Origin of the sequence: Acinetobacter sp. NBRC 100985 (assembly GCF_000241225.1) — a bacterium.
Taxonomy (GTDB): Bacteria; Pseudomonadota; Gammaproteobacteria; order Pseudomonadales; family Moraxellaceae; genus Acinetobacter; species Acinetobacter venetianus.
Genome location: NZ_BAEB01000005.1, coordinates 1 through 17,283, shown reverse-complemented (window position 1 = coordinate 17,283; position 17,283 = coordinate 1). Strand labels below are relative to the sequence as shown.

Sequence of the window (17,283 nt, the reverse complement as noted above, 5' to 3'; positions counted from 1 at the left end):
TATAATACTCTGTCATTTTTTGAATACACATTTACCACTATGCACTATCCTAAGGTTTACGACGTTATCGTAATTGGTGGCGGTCACGCTGGTACGGAAGCGGCACTTGCTGCTGCTCGTATGGGAAGACAAACATTATTGTTAACGCATAATATTGAAACTTTGGGGCAGATGAGCTGTAACCCAGCGATCGGTGGTATTGGTAAGTCACATTTAGTACGTGAAATTGATGCGTTGGGCGGCGCAATGGCATTGGCTGCTGATAAAGGTGGTATTCAGTTTCGTATCCTAAATTCACGTAAGGGTGCTGCTGTACGTGCAACACGTGCACAAGCAGATCGTGTCCGTTATAAAGCTGCGATTCGTAAAACCTTAGAAAACCAAGCAAACTTGGATATTTTTCAACAAGCGGCTGATGACCTGATTGTTGAAGGCGATACGGTTAAAGGTGTTGTAACACAAATGGGTATTCGTTTTGATACCAAAACAGTTGTGTTGACGACAGGTACGTTCTTGGGTGGTGTGATTCATATCGGTTTACAAAACTCAAGTGGTGGTCGTGCAGGTGATCCGCCTTCGATTGCGCTTGCTCACCGTTTACGTGAACTCAAACTTCCTGTGGGACGTTTGAAAACTGGTACACCACCACGTATTGATGCGCGTTCAGTTGATTTCTCAGTCATGACGCCACAACCAGGTGATTTCCCATCGCCGGTGATGTCATTTATGGGTGATGTCTCTATGCACCCAGAACAAGTCAATTGCTATATTACCCATACAAGTGAAAAAACCCATGAAATCATTCGTGGTGGTTTAGATCGTTCACCAATGTACACAGGCGTGATCGAAGGTGTTGGCCCTCGTTATTGCCCATCGATTGAAGATAAAATTCATCGTTTTGCAGATAAAGATTCACATCAAGTTTTCCTTGAACCTGAAGGTTTGGATACGCATGAGCTTTATCCAAACGGAATTTCGACTTCTTTACCATTTGACGTACAGTTTAATTTAGTTCGTTCGATCCGTGGTATGGAAAATGCGCATATCCTACGTCCCGGCTATGCGATTGAATACGATTATTTTAACCCACAAGCATTAAAATTCACGCTCGAAACTAAAGCCATTCAAAACTTATATTTCGCTGGCCAGATTAATGGTACGACGGGTTATGAAGAAGCGGGTGCACAAGGTTTACTTGCTGGTTTAAATGCTGCGCGCCGTGCGTGGGAGCAAGAAGAATGGACGCCGAAACGTGATCAAGCTTATATGGGCGTACTCGTTGATGACTTGATTACATTAGGAACGAAAGAACCATATCGTATGTTTACCTCACGCGCGGAATATCGTTTGATGTTGCGTGAAGACAATGCAGATCAGCGTTTAACTGAAATTGGTCGTGAGCTTGGTTTAGTTGATGACGAACGTTGGGCTGCTTATAGTGAAAAAATGGAAGCAGTTGAGCGTGAAACTTCGCGTCTACAACATTTATGGGCAGCACCAAACAACCCAATGGGTAAAAAGTTTGTTGAAATGACAGGTGCTGATTTAAGTAAAGAATGTAGTGCAATTGATTTGCTTAAGCGTCCAAACATTAACTTCACTCAAATTGCTGAATTAACAGGCTCTGAGGTATCTCAGCAAGTTGGTGAGCAGATTGAGATTGCTGTGAAATATGAAGGGTATATCAACCGTCAGCACGAAGATGTCGCTCAATTAAAGCGTCTTGAGGAAACCCGAATCCCTGCTGATTTTGAATATGATGGTATTTCAGGTTTGTCTCGTGAAATCACATTGAAACTAAAAACAGTACGTCCAGAAACGTTAGCACAAGCAAGCCGTATTCCTGGTGTGACGCCAGCAGCAGTTCAATTGCTGATGATTACGATTCGTAAAAATAATATGGCGAAGAAAACAGCTTAATTTTTATTGAATAAGTTGGTTTTGCTAAAAAGCCTAATCTTTATGATTAGGCTTTTTTATAGCTTAAACTTCTCTAAAGTGCGACTTCAATGCCTTGGCTTAAATTGAATTGATCTGTTTGTGTATTCTTATCAATTTTAGCAAATGCTTTCGGAAGTAGACGTCGTGCAGTGCGATTTACTCTTTTTTCTAACCATAATGGCATTTTAATCGCTAAAGGATTTGTTTCGGTATCCGATACATCAGTTAAAACACGAGTCCCCATGATGTAATCAAACCAAGGCTTAGTTACACACCAGTTTGCATTTTGATTGCTAGTCATGTGGTGATCATAATGCCATGGGATGCGCTTTTTGGCATATTCTGGATCAAGATGAGATTTGGCATGAACTTTCCAATAATTCCAAATGCCATAGTACAAACCCGCTGTAAAAAAAGGCGCTACTGGTAGAAACACTGTTGATGCAACGGTTAAACCAATTAAAGCTGATTTTTCATTATACATTTCTGAATTTTTAAACATAGATTCAGCATAGCCTTCATCATGAAAGTCATTTAGACGTGCACGTTTGTGATGGGCAATATGGGTAAAGAAAGGGCTATTTCTATTTTTGCTTGGGAACTCATGTAACCACACTTTATGAAAATACCATTCCATGCCATTTGCAACGAATATACCTACTGGAAAACCAATCATGTAAAAAACCTCTTAAAACATGAGTTGGATTTTAGAAAAATAATTAGGTTTCCTTTTGACTGAACTGACAGCTTTATATTGCCGACTTAATCAAATGCAGATTGCTTACGTTGTCTATATGCAGTAGGTGTTTCTCCCGTCCAGCGCTTGAATGCTCTAGAAAAGGCAGAGGGTTCAGAAAATCCTGTTAAATATACGATTTGATCAATTGTTTCTTGGGTTTGTGATAAAAGTCGTCGAGAAAGGCGTTCTCTATATTGTGCAATCACTTTTTCATAGCTGGTATTAATCAGTTGTAAATCTGCTCTGAGGCTTCTAGCACTTCGATTTAAATGTTGAGCTACACAATTTTGATCGAATTCACCTGACTCCAATAAGCCACTTGCTAAAATTCTTTCTATTTCGGTAATTAGTTGATGTTTATCTAAAAGCTCAAGTTGTGATTTAGCATGATGCTCATGAATTTTTAATAATTCAGGTTCATAAGCAGGTGAGGGTTGATCCAATAGTTTTCGATCAAAACAGATTGCACCATCAGTTTGTGCCAGTTGAACCTTACATTTCCATATTTTTTGATATTCTTCAGAACAAGCACCCTCATTGTAGGGCAGCCAAATTTCTAAAGGCGAAAAAGCATCTTGACTAATATATTTGAAAAAATTTAAAAAAATTCCAATCGCACATTCAAGGTAATGCCTTACAGAGTGTGTTAAACCTGAGATGATCATATAGTCGCTATTCGATTCATCCAGTTTGAAGGACATTGCATCCGTAAGTAAGGCTTGATAACGAACAGTTCGTTTTAATCCCTCACCAAATGTTGGGCTGCTCAAAAAAAGATATTCAATTACTTGACCGCGAAAGGCGGGTACATTTGCGCCTACATGTAACCCAATATCTTGATCTTGACTGATTTGTTCAGCCGCTTGCCAAAAACGTTGTTGGGTTGAGTTATCGCGTCGAACAAATTTATCTGGGGGGTGATCAGGTAAATGCACACTAGCAAAAATTGCTGCTGCATCTAAATCCATTTTTTGCATGGTTTGATACACCATCCACAAAAAGATGCCTGCATCGCTGGTTTTTCTTGAGTGCATAAAAGAACATAAATACGAGTTTTAAAATCAATATACTATGCTCTTTTCATAATGGAAATGAATTGCCTTTTACTTAAATATGGCTATTAAGCTATTCATTGAAAATATTTTTGTTTGAGTTCAAGCAACACAAGTTAAAACAATCAGTCTTTATTACGAGTCAGTTTGATTGTTCCAAGATGAGTGTTTTAATTTTGGTTGCTTTTTCAAAATGATTTAATTGATGTTCCATAATCCACCAATGTGCTGCTTCCATAAGCTGCTCAGGATCATCATTTTTATTGGCAAAAAATGCATAAAAAGATAAACCAACATTACTGCCTTTTTTGGCAATTTTATCATCACATACTTCTATGATTTTAGTTTTCAATTCTGCTCGCATTTAACTCTTCAAATCTTTATTGGTGGATAATTGCATCATAATATACATAAAGCGGAACATGAATGAATGTGAAGTTTAGGGAGGGAAGTATTTCGTATAAGTGATGATTTAACCGTTAAATTGTAGTAGCTAACCGATCATACATAATATTTAAGTCTCTAAAATTAGAGTTTCTTTTCAAGCGTTAACTCCAACGATGGAATCCCCCTCATTCATTACTTTGGAAGTTGGAGAAGGGGAAGGTCAATCGTCTTGTTAGCGGCAAGGGGTAGAAAATTTATGCTGAGCGATAAGGAACTAAGGACACTCAATCTTCCATATTAGAGTGGATGTTTCATTAGAACCCTAAAAAAGATTGAATTATTTTGTGTGTAGCCGAATGTAAAATTGTTTAAAAAGAATAACACATGGATGTTAAAAATATTTTTGGCAATTTTTTACTCACTGTATACGCTCTATCTATCTCATCTGGGCGATATATAAGCACTAAAAGCAAAAAATAGACTTAAAGATGATGAAAATGAGAATTATTTTTATTAAAATTGTATCGTTTTTATATTTTTAAGCTTTTTTTAATTTTTATTTGAGTTTGGATATTTTTATGAGTCTCTCGATACTTAGTACACATACTAAGCCTGTTTTTAAGTTCAGTTTACTTACGGTGATGCTGATCCAAGCGCAATATGCGATTGCGAACGAAGAAAATACGCAAACAGCTGTCATGCCTACAATTAAAATCGAGGCGATGAGTGAGCTTGATCCAATCAAAAGTTATATTGATTATGAACAGGCAAGTGTGACTCGTAACGGTCTCAAGAAGAAAGATATCCCCCAGACAATTGATACCATTGATGTTCAAAAATATAAAATCTATGGAGCCAATGATCTGAGCGTCATGTTGCAAGGAACACCGGGTGTTTCTACGAGTTATGACATGCGTGGAGATGGGATTAGCCTAAGAGGATTTAATGCAGATACTGGTGATATCTATCGTGATGGTATTCGCGAAAGTGGGCAGGTGCGCCGTAGTACTGCTAATGTTGAGCGAATTGAGATTTTAAAAGGTCCTGCCTCAGTACTTTATGGACGTAGTTCTGGTGGTGGTGTGATCAATATGGTCAGTAAAGTTGCCAATTTTAATTCTAAAAGTTCTGTTGGTATTTATGGCGGATCATATGATAACTATGGTTCAACAGTTGATCTAAACCAAGTATTAACGGATAACGTGGCTGTACGTTTGACTGGCGAATATGGAGAATCAAACAGTTTCCGTTCAGGCATTGAAAATAAAATCGAAATGTTGTCTCCAAGTTTTACTTATAAGAATGATGATGGACTCACTTGGACAATGCAATACACCTATGACAAATTGCATCGCGTTCCAGATCGCGGACCTGAATTTTCTGAGCTTCCAAAAGGAACCTCGATCAAAACAGGATTTGCGCAAAAAGGTGATTATGTCAATGACGTATTACAGATAGCCCGTTCAGACTTGAATTATGAATTTGCGCCAAATTGGAACTTTCACTGGGCTTTAAGTCATCGTCAAGCTGAACAAAACTTTGATCACTTTTATTCTGGTACGTATTGTCAGACTGATCAGACGGTAGCTAAAAACATTGGTTCTTGTGATGGGCATGCAGGGGAAATCTCTCAAATTTATTATTGGCAACAAACAAGTAATAAGACGACCAGTAATAGCTTTGATATTCGTGGTGAATTTGATACAGGTCGCTTAAAGCATAACCTTCTAGTGGGTGCAGATTGGACCTATGAGCAACGTGAACCAAAACTCGCAAATAAAAATCAAGATGGTTCAATTCTGTGGGGATATGTCAATCCATTGACAGGTGAGCGTTCTAACTCACGAGACGGCAGTGATTTAAAGCTTAATACGCATAACTATAATCAAAGTGAAGCTTATGGATTATTTATTCAGGATTTAATTAGCTTTAATGATTATTTCAAAGTTATGCTCGGTGGGCGTTATGATTATTTCTATTCGAAGACAACCAACCGTTTGAAAGACAGTAATGATCCTGATTATCAACGTAGTATTGATGGTGAAAGTTTTAGCCCGAACATCGGTTTAATTTGGCAACCAATTGAAAGTCAAAGTTTCTATGCGTCTTATAGTAAAAGTTTTGCACCATTTGGGGGGAGTGTTGGTGTAAATGTAGTGTCTGCAAATACAAACTTAGATGCTTTTGATGCAGAGCCACAATACAACGAACAATATGAAGTGGGTGTTAAAAGTGATTGGATCAATGATCGTTTAAATACTCAACTTTCTGTATTTGATATTCGTAAAAACAATATTCGCTATAAGCCTAATCCAGATGATGAGCCAAATGTCTGGGCTGTCGGTGGGCAACATCGTTCTCGTGGTGTTGAATTTAGCTTCATTGGGCGTGTGTTGGATAATTTATTTGTTCGTGGTGGTTATGGATATAACGAAGCCGAAGTTACAAAGGATAAGGAGAAACCTCAGAATATTGGTAAAGTACTGAATAACGTGCCAAAACATACAGGTAACTTATTTGTACGCTATTTGCCGACAGATAAAATCTATACAGAGGTTGGTGCAACTTATGTAGGTGATGCAACAGTCTATGCACGCGGTAATTTGGATAATGATCCTATATCATTTGATGGTTTTACTCGAGTAGATGCGGCAATTGGTTACAGTGCTGATCCTTGGAATGTAACGATAGCAGTGAATAATTTAACGAATAAAGAATATTGGCGCTCAGCATCAATGCCAGGAACACCGCGTAATTTCTTAGTTCGTTTAAACTATCAATTCTAAATATCTAAATTATTGCAATACAGAACATCTTTGCTCATTGAGCAAAGATGTTTTTTTAACTAAATGTAACAGCTTTATATATTGATAAATCAACCAATTGGTAAAATTGAGCTATACAAAAACTTGCTATCTAATTGAATTATATAAAATGCTATTGCTTTAAAAAATAGATTATTCTAGTATTTATTTGGATATAAAATGTACAGAACCAATTTGTGAAAGGTTATATAATTGTGACTTATTGCTAATTAGTGGTTGTTAAATGTTAAGTGGTTCTCATTTTTGTTCTATTTTGTTAGTATTAAAGAAAAGCATACAATTGAGATAATAATAATGAAGATATTACTTGCACTATTAGTTGTTTGTTCCGTCTTTGTTTTGGGATATGCATCGTATGCGGATGCCCAAAACAAAAAGCGGGAAGAGCTTATAAAGATTGTCAATGATGCTGAGCATAGTTTAAATGAGATCCAACATAATCCTAACTATGTAAAGCACAATACGCATTTGTCTTCTTATAAGCAAAAAAGTTGAATTTTGCTTGATCATCTAATCAAAAATTAGGTGACTCAGGATGAATGGATTGTTTATGCTTTTTTTATGCTGTGATACTCAAGTTTTGATGAGAATCTGTTAAAATATTTACCATTAAATAAAAAGCTGCATCTCGTTATGCAGCTTTTTACGTTTTGATATCGGAATCAAATTTATACCTATCGTCTGCGTAGCAAGTGCAATATTGGCATATAGATTGCTTTATTGTCTTGTATACCTTTTTGTGTACATTCAAAAAACTATTTGAAACACAAGCGTATAGATTTCAAATTCTACGATCTTAGATTTTAACAGGTGCTATGTTATGACAACGCCTAATGCTTCGGCTGGTTTGTTAGAACGCTTATTTAAGTTGAGCGATAATAAAACCAACTTTAGAACAGAAGTTCTAGCTGGTGTAACTACATTTTTGACCATGTGTTACATCATCATTGTAAACCCACTCATTCTTTCTGAAACAGGAATGGATCATGGCGCTGTCTTTGTAGCGACCTGTTTGGCAGCTGCAATTGGCTGCTTGGTCATGGGGATTGTTGCAAATTATCCAATCGCACTTGCACCAGGTATGGGCTTAAATGCTTACTTTACCTATTCAGTGTGTTTAGGCATGGGAGTGCCTTGGCAAACGGCTTTGGCGGCTGTGTTCGTTTCAGGTTTGGTTTTCTTAGCGATTAGCTTTTTCAAAATTCGTGAAGCAATCGTGAATGCAATTCCTATGTCGTTAAAGTTTGCAATCGGTGGTGGTATTGGTTTATTCCTTGCTTTGATTGCACTTAAAAATGCTGGAATCATTGTAGATAATCCTGCAACTTTAGTGGGTTTGGGTGATATTAAACAGCCTACAGTTCTATTGGCATTATTTGGCTTTTTAATGATTGTTGTATTGCACCAATTTAAAGTGCGTGGCGCAATTATTATTAGTATCTTGGTTGTAACAGCAATTGCAACAGCAATGGGCTTAAACGAATTCAAGGGTGTTGTTGGTCAAGTTCCTTCTTTAGCGCCTACCTTTATGCAAATGGACTTTGAAGGATTATTTACTGCAAGTATGGTTGGGGTAATTTTTGTCTTCTTTATCGTAGATTTGTTTGATAGTACAGGGACTTTGGTTGGTGTTTCACATCGTGCAGGCCTACTTCAAGATGGCAAATTACCTCGTTTAAAGAAAGCATTATTTGCTGACTCTACTGCTATTGTTGCAGGTGCTGCCTTAGGTACATCATCTACCACACCATATATCGAGTCTGCTTCGGGTGTTGCAGCGGGTGGACGTACAGGTTTAACAGCGGTTGTGGTTGCATTCTTATTTATTGGATGCTTATTCCTTGCACCATTGGCTCAATCTGTACCAGGTTTTGCGACTGCACCAGCTTTGTTATTCATCGGTGTGTTGATGATACAAGGGATTACGCATATTGATTGGGATGATATTACCGAAGCTGTTCCTGCATTTCTAACCATCGTATTCATGCCATTTACTTATTCAATTGCAGATGGTATTGCAATGGGCTTTATTAGCTATGCGCTAGTTAAATTACTGACAGGCAAAGCAAAAACCGTTCCATATATGGTTTGGATTATTGCTGCTTTGTGGGTATTCAAATTCATCGCATTTGGTGGCTAAGCAAATCGTTGCTATTCATTTATTATTCTCTTTGTGAAATATTTTCTCAAAGAGAACCCTAAAAGGGTGTACTCGTTCAGGTAACACCCTTTTTTATTTAGACGCGGAGTTTATATGAATCAAATCGAGCTGATTCGTGCTTTACCAAAAGCCGAATTGCATGTGCATATTGAAGGGACTTTTGAACCAGAACTGATGTTTGCAATTGCACAGCGTAATCAGATTCAGATTCCTTATCAATCAGTTGAAGAAGTGAAACAAGCTTATAACTTTCACAATCTTCAATCATTTCTAGACATTTACTATGCAGGTGCAAATGTACTTGTTCATGAACAAGACTTTTATGATCTAGCTTGGGCATATTTTGAAAAATGTGCTGAAGATCGAGTTGTTCATACAGAAATGTTCTTTGACCCACAGACGCATACTGAGCGTGGAGTTGAATTTGCAACAGTATTGGCGGGTCTAAAACGTGCTTGCACAGATGCAAAAGAAAAATTAGGGATTAGCTCTCAGTTGATCATGTGCTTCTTGCGTCATTTAAGTGAAGAAAAAGCATTTGAAACACTTGAGCAAGCATTGCCATTTAAAGATGACATTATTGCAATTGGACTGGATTCAAGTGAAGTTGGTCATCCACCATCAAAGTTTGAACGTGTTTTCGCTAAAGCCCGTGAAGCAGGATTTTTGATTGTTGCACATGCTGGTGAGGAAGGTCCTCCAGAATATATCTGGGAAGCACTGGATTTACTCAAAGTGAATCGTATCGATCATGGTGTACGTTCAGAAGAAGATGAGCGTTTGATGACACGTTTAATTTCTGAAAAGATGCCGTTAACGGTTTGTCCGCTGAGTAATTTAAAGCTTTGTGTTGTAAAAGACATGGGCGAACATAATATTCGTCGTCTATTACAGAAAGGTGTACATGTTACGGTCAATTCAGATGACCCATCATATTTTGGTGGTTATATGAATGATAACTTTATTGCGATTCAAGAGGCGTTAGCACTGAGTCATGATGAATTAAAGCAGCTTGCGATCAACTCTTTTGAAGCTTCGTTTATTTCTGATGAAGAAAAGCAAAAGTGGATTGAAGAAATTAAAGCCATTTAAAATAAAAAAACCGCATTATGCGGTTTTTTTATGCCTTTATATTTATTTAGGTTGACGTAACATACTCAGCAAGACGTTATCTTTATCAATCACATGGTGTTTAATCGCAGCCAAAATATGTCCAGCAACTAGTAGACCTGCAAACCAAGATAAATAAATATGCAGCGGTTTGACAATTGCCAGTAGATCGGGATTATCTTGTACTAAACGAGGGATCTCAAATAAATATAAAACAGGTGCAGGATGACCAGCACTCCAACTAAACAAACAACCCGTAATTGGTAGAGCTAATAACATTAAATAAAGGAATAAATGCCCTATATGCGCTAAGCCTTTCATCATTGGTGACATCGTTGCTGGTAGCTTTGGTGCAGGATGTGTGTAGCGCCAAAAAATACGAATAACAACCAAGAAAATAATTGTTGTTGCTATATTTTTATGTAGGGTAATGACAGTTCCCTTAAATCCACCATCGACTTCATAGCTTAAAAAGTTTCCGCTATAGAATCCGATCAGCCATGCGGTAATAAAAATAGCAGCCATGAGCCAATGCAAAACTTGCGCCGTGCGTGTGTAATATTGTGCTGAGGTTGACATCGCAACATCCTAGCTGTGATATGAGTGATTTGATTTTAATTAGCTCTTTTTATTGCTTATACAGTGTATACGTAACAGAGCGTTTTATGCATGCAACGTTCAATGAAATTTGCCTATTGTTATATTATGTAATATGTCTACAGAGTCAATTGATTAAATCTTTTATTTCGTCAAAATACGCCTGCCAAAATTTTGGATATAGGTCGAAGGTCGTGAAAAAATTATTACTTGTATTGCCAGCACTATTTGCGCTTAATGCTTGTGTAGCACCAAATGCGAATAACACTACAGCTACCACATCTCAACAGTTAGGCATGACAGCATTGAAAGTTGCTGTGAATGCGAAATGTATCAATGAAATAAATACTTTACCAGCTTGGAAAACAGCGACACGTTTGATGACGACTGAACAACGTGAAAACATTCAAACGAATGTTTGTGGTTGCGTAAGTGAGAAAGCTCCAAATAGCGTTACAACAGTAGAATTAGCGACTGCTGCGATTGATCCAACTGCTCGTGCAACAATCGTAAGCCAAGTGGTATCTGAAACGGTAAATGCATGTGTTGCTGAAGCATTGAATAAATAATTAATTCAGTACATAACTAGCAAAGTTGGATATTTCGGCTTTGCTTTTTTTATAAAAAGTAAAATTAATACCATTTTTCAATTTTAAATCACGCTTAGATCATTTAATTTGAACACTTAAAACTTTAATCACATAATTAGTCTATAAATAATGAAAAAGAATCATTTGTTATTCATTCTATCAACATCCTTAACTCTATTGGTATGTAGCAGTGCTCAAAGTGCAGAACAGAGCAAATTAAAATTAGGTACATCTGCTATTGAGTTTGCAGCGCAAACAAAGTGTAGTCATGATATAGATGATTTTGCTGCGTGGAAGGTGGCGAGTCGATTAATGAGCAGTGAATTAAAGAAGCAAAAGAAAAAAAATATGTAAATGTGTTGGAAAGAATGCACCAACTGTTCTGTCTCCATCTGAACTTGCTTTAGCTGCCGTCGATTCAAAAGCTAGAACAGCGTTAACAGGTGTTGCTGTTGCAAAAACGATGAATGCTTGTGTGTCAGAAGTGATAAAATAATAAATTAATTAATTAATAATGTTTAGTTAGCTGCGATCAAGGCAGCTAATTTTTTGTGGAAAAGATATGTTTGTTGCTGGTGTAGATGAGGCAGGGCGTGGGCCATTGGTAGGCTCAGTGGTTGCGGCGGCTGTAATTTTAGATCCGAATAATCCGATTGAAGGATTAAATGACTCTAAAAAATTAACTGAGAAGAAACGAGAAAAACTCTTTTTAGAAATTAAAGAAAAAGCATTGGCATGGTCAATTGCAGAAGCAACTCATGCTGAAATTGATGAATTCAATATCTTACAAGCGACATTCTTGGCAATGCGTAGAGCAGTAGAGGGTTTACAAACTCAACCAGAAAAAGTCATCGTGGATGGTAATCAAATCCCTAAAGGAATAACTATTCCTTGTGAAGCGATTGTTGGGGGGGATGCGAGTCATGCTGAAATTAGTGCTGCGAGTATTTTAGCGAAAGTAACTCGAGATCATCAGATGAAAGCTTTAGATTTACAGTATCCTGACTTTGGATTTGCAAAACATAAAGGCTACCCTACAAAAGCGCATTTTGAGGCGATTGCTACTCATGGTGTGATAGATGAGCATCGACGTAGTTATGCACCAGTGAGAAAAGCATTAGGGTTATAAAATGCTTTGCCCAAAATAATTAAAGCGACTGTAAAAAGTCGCTTTAATTATTGGAGAAAAATTCTGTGCATTAACGATTGAAGTTATTATTTCGAGTAAAATCGGTATTATCTTCTTCATAAGAAAGTTGATAATCTTGATCAAGATGTTGTAGATGCTCATGCATGGCACGTTCATGTTGGATACGTTGGTAAATTTCCTCACGATGCACAGAAACTTCTTTTGGAGCATTTACACCAATACGCACCTGATTGCCTTTTACGCCAAGCACAGTAACACTGACTTGATCCCCAATCATTAATGTTTCTCCGACACGACGGGTCAGAATCAGCATGTTTATCTCCTTGCTAAACGCTTAAACTTGCGACAGGGAATTCATTTTAGAAAGCACAGCCTTAATATACAGAAAATTCTAACAGAAATATGTAAAAAACATTCTTTTTCGTAAGTTCTGTTGGAACATCCTGAAAAACCTCACGGATTAATATAACAGAGCCACTGTAGGAAAAACTATAGTGGCTCTGTTTTTTTTGCTATTTACTTGAAAGTAAATATGTTTAAGCAGCTATTAATTAAGCACGCGCACTGCTTTCGCCGTGTTCACGGTCTAAGCCAAATGCAGTGTGTAAACAACGAACAGCAAGCTCTAAATAGTTTTCTTCGATCAATACAGAAATTTTAATTTCTGAGGTAGAGATCATCAAAATATTGATACTTTCATCAGCTAACGCAGTGAACATTTTGCTCGCAACACCTGCATGTGAACGCATACCAACACCAACGATAGATACTTTAACGATGTCATCACGAGTTACAACTTCACATCCTTCGATGCTGCTTGCAGTTTGCTCTAGGATAGCTTTTGCTTTAGCTAAATCAGTGCGATTAACTGTGAAAGTAAAATCAGTCGTGCCATCTTCTTCAACATTTTGGATAATCATATCCACTTCAATGTTGGCATTGCTGATTGGTGACAAGATTTTAGATGCAATACCTGGCTCATCAGGAACACCCAAAATAGTGAGTTTTGCTTCGTCACGGTTAAATGCAATACCTGCAATGATTGGTTGTTCCATATCGTCCTCTGCCTCAGTCGTAATTAGTGTGCCTACGTTTTGTTTGAAATCATCATCAAATGCGCCATCATCATCATTATCAAAACTTGATAATACACGCAGTGGAACTTGATATTTACCTGCGAATTCAACAGAGCGGATTTGTAAAACTTTTGAGCCTAAAGATGCCATTTCGAGCATTTCTTCAAAAGAGATACGGTCAACCTTCTTCGCTTTTGGTGCAACACGCGGATCAGTCGTGTATACGCCATCCACATCAGTATAAATCTGACATTCATCTGCTTTAAGCGCTGCTGCAAGTGCTACACCAGAAGTATCCGAGCCACCACGACCAAGTGTTGTTGTATTACCTTCAGCGTCAAAGCCTTGGAAACCTGCAACGACGAGTACGCGACCAGCATCTAAGTCCTTTGTCATCACATCAGTATTAATAGATTCAATACGTGCTTTAGTGAACGCACTATCCGTTTTAATACCGACTTGGCGACCTGTATAAGATTTAGCTTCTACACCAATTGAGTTCAGTGCCATAGCTAACATGGAAATCGTTACTTGTTCACCCGTTGACACCATTTGATCTAATTCACGTGGGTCAGGGGTGGTGGTAATGGCTTTAGCAAGCGCAAGTAAGCGGTTTGTTTCACCACTCATTGCAGACACGACAACGACCACCTTGTGACCATGATCATGCCAACGCTTGACACGACGAGCAACATTTAAAATGCGCTCAGGAGTACCCATAGAAGTACCGCCATATTTTTGAACGATTAATGCCATATTTCTTAAACCCTTGTAATAAAACAGGTTAAGTTTATTCTTGCTTCCTGAGATTTCTATTATGTACACGCTTATGTACACAAATTAAAAGACTGAGTTCTTAGCAAGGTACGAATTCGGGTCACAAGTATATAGTAAGGGTTATACGCTAACAATCATAGAAACGGTGGAAAACTATCAAGTTTACTGATTGTTAGCTTTTATTCTACTTATATAGCTTTTTGACTCATTTCCAAATTACTGCACTTTTGTTCCCATTCCATTACATCAGTTGAAAGATAACGTTTCATAGTTCCGCCGTCGGATTTCAAAACTGGGGCGGGGAATGGGAGTTCCCAGAGGCTTTTAATTTCCCAGCGGTTTAGTGTGCGTTTGGTTATTTTAAACATCTCTCACACACTATTAGATGTTATGTATTTATCCATCTAAAGCCTCCGTATCCGCTTTTGTTTCTTCAACAATTTCCTACTCCCCAAAATCACCCAAATAACCAGATTTAGAAATTGAAGTAGTAATAACTTGACCATCATTACAAACAACCTTCATCTGGTCATTGTTAATGCGAGTGGCTTGATATACAGCATTAGTTTTTAAATTTGAAGGTAAGCCAATTCCACCATTGACTGTTTTAATTCTTACTTTCATGCTGCCGAATACGGTGAGTATTCGCGTGAGGGTTGAATATTTAAATCTCATTTCAATTACCTCCGAGCTTGTTGGGCTGTCTCAATAATGAAAGCTTTAACATCATTAAACCGCGATGAATCAATTGCTAATAAACTGTCGATACCTTGATCTTCGCAAAAGGACATAACATCCTAATTCGCTTGATGTAGTAGCTCTTGAATTTCATCCCTTTGCTGATTGGTGATGCCATTAAATTCTTGGGGGTTATTCCATTAAATTCTTGGGGGTTATTCCATTTACCTTTCTGCTTATCAAATTTGCAGCCAAGTTCTTTCGATCGTTTCAATAAGATTTGACGAATTGATCGGCCTATCTTTGAATATCCTTACAATGAAAATTTGGTGGATAAACAGATCTTCTTAAAGTTCACTAGCTTTAATGGTTTGGAACGCAAAGAACTGACATTGGATGAGGTAACAGCTTATAGTTATACATTATCAGGTGGACGTCCTGCGGATGTAAAGGGGTTATCACTTCAATCGCCATTTGTAGGTACCACGTTCAAAGTTCAATGGCAAAGCTCAACCAGTGCTGATGGCTATCGAGTGCAAGTCTGGTCGAACGGTGCAATGATCTGTGAAGTGGATACAACTAATACGGATTACAGCTATTCGATAGAAGAAGCTAAAACAGATGGTATCGGCCGAGCTTATACAATTCGTGTGGCAAGTAAGAACGGTGACCAGATCAGCACCTATGCTGAATTAAGTATTAGCAATCCGGTACCGCCCGTGCTCCTAAATGTTTATACGACTGCAACAGTAGATTCTATTACAGTGAATTGGGTACCTAGTGAAGTACCTGACCTAAAAGATTATGCGGTATGGCTCAGCACTACTTCTAATTTTGATCCTACACAAATGTCGCCAACATGGACCGGCACGGATCTAACAATTACTTTAGGAGGTTTACAACCAACAACCCCATATTACATTCGTGTTGCTGTACGTGATGTATGGGAAAACACAGTTTGGAACTATACAAATCAGATTACTCAAAGTACTTTGGATTCTTAAGTTTATTAAAAAGCCCCTAAAGATTAGGGGCTACATATTTTTTTAAAACTTATTTTTCAACTTTAGCGCATTTTTTTCAATTAAGATCCAGCTTAAATAACCTAAAAGTAAAGTAATGAAAAATACAGCGAAAAAGTATAGATTATCATTTGTATAACCTAAATATACTAGAGTATTAATTACCAACATATGGTAGATGTAAACCCCATACGAAATGTCGTTATGGTTAAGTATTTTATTGCTTAAGTTATTAAAACTAAAAGCAAAGGATATGGTCGTTAAGCTAAGTAGGATAGGTGTAATTAATTGAAAAATATTATTAATTTGATAATTTTTTATTTCATATCCTAGATAATTTCCAAATAAATTGAAGTAAATTAAATAAGCTATGAACCAAAACAAAAACTTTCCTTCAAACAAAAATTTTAGTTTATTCCAATATAAATAAATAGTTGATCCTATAATAAAATTAAACAGATAAGGTGCGATACTTATGAAACTAAGTTGCTTAATTATACTTGGCTCAAGCGTAGTTAAAGCAAAATTCAATATGACTGAAATTAAGAAAAGTGTTATAAGTATAATTGCGCCATTAAATTTTTTAATTAAGAAATAAATAATTGGAACAATCACATAAAATTGAACTTCAACGGCAATAGTCCAAAGGCTACCATTAGGAGTGCCGACTCCCCAGAATCTTAAAATATCTGGCGTATAAAATTGCAAAAAAGTAGCTTGTGTAATTAACCACACATAAAAACTGAGCTGATTTAAAAGTTCATACGAAGAGCTTAGTATTAAAAGAAGAATAGTCACTGCTAAACATACATATAATGCAGGATATAGTCTCAATATTCTGTTTTTAATATATTGTTTTAATTTAGGTTTTCTATCAAACGACCAGAAAATAAGAAAACCACTGACTGTAAAAAAAATTGGAACACCTGGAAAATATTGAATAAATTTTTCAAAAATAGAAAAAATAGGCCCTTCAATTCTCAAATGGTGAATTCCATGTGTATATACGACCTGGCAAGCTGCTAAAAACCTAATTAGATCAAAATTATTAATCTGATGAACCATAAGAACGCCACTTTTTTTAAATTTCGCGAATTATAGATCAGTGTTCTTATAAAAACGATATGTAATAGAGAGGGTCCGATGAAACGGCTATATATTTTTATAAGGCGCAAAGG

At 37.1% G+C, this 17,283-nt stretch carries 17 protein-coding genes and 1 pseudogene; 9 read left to right on the top strand and 9 right to left on the bottom strand.

Features of this window, described 5'->3' with window-relative positions; all coding sequences use genetic code 11:
* The first annotated feature begins 39 nt into the window (after positions 1 to 39).
* Positions 40 to 1,920, top strand: a complete 1,881-nt coding sequence (gene mnmG / locus ACT4_RS01585) for a tRNA uridine-5-carboxymethylaminomethyl(34) synthesis enzyme MnmG (protein ID WP_007479215.1) — start codon at positions 40 to 42, stop codon at positions 1,918 to 1,920.
* A gap of 73 nt (positions 1,921 to 1,993) precedes the next feature.
* On the opposite strand, the gene ACT4_RS01580 is transcribed toward mnmG, so the two are convergent.
* From ACT4_RS01580 to ACT4_RS01570, 3 genes are all read right to left on the bottom strand, one after another.
* Complete coding sequence (locus ACT4_RS01580) at positions 1,994 to 2,617, bottom strand: sterol desaturase family protein (protein ID WP_007479214.1); 624 nt, start codon at positions 2,615 to 2,617, stop codon at positions 1,994 to 1,996.
* An 86-nt stretch (positions 2,618 to 2,703) separates the two neighbouring features.
* On the bottom strand, positions 2,704 to 3,714 hold the full coding sequence (locus ACT4_RS01575; RefSeq protein ID WP_034604455.1) for an AraC family transcriptional regulator: 1,011 nt from the start codon (positions 3,712 to 3,714) through the stop codon (positions 2,704 to 2,706).
* Positions 3,715 to 3,874: 160 nt separating this feature from the next.
* Positions 3,875 to 4,096, bottom strand: coding sequence for a DUF6500 family protein (locus tag ACT4_RS01570; protein ID WP_007479210.1), 222 nt, complete (start codon positions 4,094 to 4,096; stop codon positions 3,875 to 3,877).
* A gap of 601 nt (positions 4,097 to 4,697) precedes the next feature.
* Here ACT4_RS01570 and ACT4_RS01565 point away from each other — a divergent pair.
* From ACT4_RS01565 to ACT4_RS01550, 4 genes are all read left to right on the top strand, one after another.
* A complete protein-coding gene (locus tag ACT4_RS01565) occupies positions 4,698 to 6,905 on the top strand; it encodes a TonB-dependent siderophore receptor (RefSeq protein WP_007479208.1) in 2,208 nt (735 codons plus the stop codon).
* 333 nt (positions 6,906 to 7,238) lie between these two features.
* Entirely contained in the window at positions 7,239 to 7,439 is a 201-nt protein-coding gene (locus ACT4_RS17425; RefSeq protein ID WP_004878590.1) for a hypothetical protein, read from the top strand.
* A gap of 325 nt (positions 7,440 to 7,764) precedes the next feature.
* Positions 7,765 to 9,084: an NCS2 family permease gene (locus ACT4_RS01555; protein ID WP_004878594.1), complete on the top strand. Its 1,320-nt coding sequence runs from the start codon at positions 7,765 to 7,767 to the stop codon at positions 9,082 to 9,084.
* Positions 9,085 to 9,198: 114 nt separating this feature from the next.
* Positions 9,199 to 10,197 (top strand): adenosine deaminase, encoded by a 999-nt coding sequence (locus ACT4_RS01550; protein ID WP_007479205.1) that lies wholly within the window; start codon positions 9,199 to 9,201, stop codon positions 10,195 to 10,197.
* A 42-nt stretch (positions 10,198 to 10,239) separates the two neighbouring features.
* Here ACT4_RS01550 and ACT4_RS01545 read toward each other — a convergent pair whose 3' ends face one another.
* Positions 10,240 to 10,794 (bottom strand): cytochrome b, encoded by a 555-nt coding sequence (locus ACT4_RS01545; protein WP_004878597.1) that lies wholly within the window; start codon positions 10,792 to 10,794, stop codon positions 10,240 to 10,242.
* A gap of 212 nt (positions 10,795 to 11,006) precedes the next feature.
* Here ACT4_RS01545 and ACT4_RS01540 point away from each other — a divergent pair, with 212 nt between their 5' ends.
* The 3 genes from ACT4_RS01540 (at position 11,007) to rnhB (ending at position 12,531) form a co-directional block, all read left to right on the top strand.
* Positions 11,007 to 11,381 carry a hypothetical protein gene (locus tag ACT4_RS01540; RefSeq protein WP_007479203.1) on the top strand — a complete coding sequence of 125 codons (375 nt, stop codon included), beginning with the start codon at positions 11,007 to 11,009 and terminating at the stop codon, positions 11,379 to 11,381.
* 150 nt (positions 11,382 to 11,531) lie between these two features.
* Positions 11,532 to 11,756 carry a hypothetical protein gene (locus ACT4_RS17420; protein WP_007479201.1) on the top strand — a complete coding sequence of 75 codons (225 nt, stop codon included), beginning with the start codon at positions 11,532 to 11,534 and terminating at the stop codon, positions 11,754 to 11,756.
* Between the two features lie 208 nt (positions 11,757 to 11,964).
* Positions 11,965 to 12,531, top strand: a complete 567-nt coding sequence (gene rnhB, locus ACT4_RS01530; RefSeq protein WP_007479199.1) for a ribonuclease HII — start codon at positions 11,965 to 11,967, stop codon at positions 12,529 to 12,531.
* 70 nt (positions 12,532 to 12,601) lie between these two features.
* On the opposite strand, the gene csrA is transcribed toward rnhB, so the two are convergent.
* The 4 genes from csrA to ACT4_RS01510 all read right to left on the bottom strand — a co-directional run bounded on the left by csrA (position 12,602) and on the right by ACT4_RS01510 (position 15,080).
* Positions 12,602 to 12,865 carry a carbon storage regulator CsrA gene (gene csrA / locus ACT4_RS01525; protein WP_004878605.1) on the bottom strand — a complete coding sequence of 88 codons (264 nt, stop codon included), beginning with the start codon at positions 12,863 to 12,865 and terminating at the stop codon, positions 12,602 to 12,604.
* Positions 12,866 to 13,103: 238 nt separating this feature from the next.
* A complete protein-coding gene (locus ACT4_RS01520; protein WP_007479197.1) occupies positions 13,104 to 14,384 on the bottom strand; it encodes an aspartate kinase in 1,281 nt (426 codons plus the stop codon).
* Between the two features lie 209 nt (positions 14,385 to 14,593).
* Positions 14,594 to 14,773, bottom strand: a complete 180-nt coding sequence (locus ACT4_RS17645; protein ID WP_007479195.1) for a hypothetical protein — start codon at positions 14,771 to 14,773, stop codon at positions 14,594 to 14,596.
* A gap of 76 nt (positions 14,774 to 14,849) precedes the next feature.
* The gene (locus ACT4_RS01510; protein ID WP_007479193.1) at positions 14,850 to 15,080 is read right to left on the bottom strand and encodes a hypothetical protein; all 231 of its coding nucleotides are present in this window, start codon (positions 15,078 to 15,080) and stop codon (positions 14,850 to 14,852) included.
* Between the two features lie 287 nt (positions 15,081 to 15,367).
* On the opposite strand from ACT4_RS01510, the pseudogene ACT4_RS01505 reads away from it, so the two are divergent.
* Positions 15,368 to 16,087 (top strand): annotated as a pseudogene (locus ACT4_RS01505) (hypothetical protein); the annotation flags it as partial.
* 42 nt (positions 16,088 to 16,129) lie between these two features.
* On the opposite strand, the gene ACT4_RS01500 reads toward ACT4_RS01505, so the two are convergent.
* On the bottom strand, positions 16,130 to 17,170 hold the full coding sequence (locus tag ACT4_RS01500; RefSeq protein ID WP_007479190.1) for an acyltransferase: 1,041 nt from the start codon (positions 17,168 to 17,170) through the stop codon (positions 16,130 to 16,132).
* Positions 17,171 to 17,283: the final 113 nt, after the last annotated feature.

Coding starts and splice junctions, on each gene's coding strand:
- mnmG (WP_007479215.1), top strand. CDS start 40: ATGCACTATCCTAAGGTTTACGACGTTATCGTAATTGGTGGCGGTCAC.
- ACT4_RS01580 (WP_007479214.1), bottom strand. CDS start 2,617: ATGATTGGTTTTCCAGTAGGTATATTCGTTGCAAATGGCATGGAATGG.
- ACT4_RS01575 (WP_034604455.1), bottom strand. CDS start 3,714: ATGCACTCAAGAAAAACCAGCGATGCAGGCATCTTTTTGTGGATGGTG.
- ACT4_RS01570 (WP_007479210.1), bottom strand. CDS start 4,096: ATGCGAGCAGAATTGAAAACTAAAATCATAGAAGTATGTGATGATAAA.
- ACT4_RS01565 (WP_007479208.1), top strand. CDS start 4,698: ATGAGTCTCTCGATACTTAGTACACATACTAAGCCTGTTTTTAAGTTC.
- ACT4_RS17425 (WP_004878590.1), top strand. CDS start 7,239: ATGAAGATATTACTTGCACTATTAGTTGTTTGTTCCGTCTTTGTTTTG.
- ACT4_RS01555 (WP_004878594.1), top strand. CDS start 7,765: ATGACAACGCCTAATGCTTCGGCTGGTTTGTTAGAACGCTTATTTAAG.
- ACT4_RS01550 (WP_007479205.1), top strand. CDS start 9,199: ATGAATCAAATCGAGCTGATTCGTGCTTTACCAAAAGCCGAATTGCAT.
- ACT4_RS01545 (WP_004878597.1), bottom strand. CDS start 10,794: ATGTCAACCTCAGCACAATATTACACACGCACGGCGCAAGTTTTGCAT.
- ACT4_RS17420 (WP_007479201.1), top strand. CDS start 11,532: ATGAAAAAGAATCATTTGTTATTCATTCTATCAACATCCTTAACTCTA.
- rnhB (WP_007479199.1), top strand. CDS start 11,965: ATGTTTGTTGCTGGTGTAGATGAGGCAGGGCGTGGGCCATTGGTAGGC.
- csrA (WP_004878605.1), bottom strand. CDS start 12,865: ATGCTGATTCTGACCCGTCGTGTCGGAGAAACATTAATGATTGGGGAT.
- ACT4_RS01520 (WP_007479197.1), bottom strand. CDS start 14,384: ATGGCATTAATCGTTCAAAAATATGGCGGTACTTCTATGGGTACTCCT.
- ACT4_RS17645 (WP_007479195.1), bottom strand. CDS start 14,773: ATGTTTAAAATAACCAAACGCACACTAAACCGCTGGGAAATTAAAAGC.
- ACT4_RS01510 (WP_007479193.1), bottom strand. CDS start 15,080: ATGAGATTTAAATATTCAACCCTCACGCGAATACTCACCGTATTCGGC.
- ACT4_RS01500 (WP_007479190.1), bottom strand. CDS start 17,170: ATGGTTCATCAGATTAATAATTTTGATCTAATTAGGTTTTTAGCAGCT.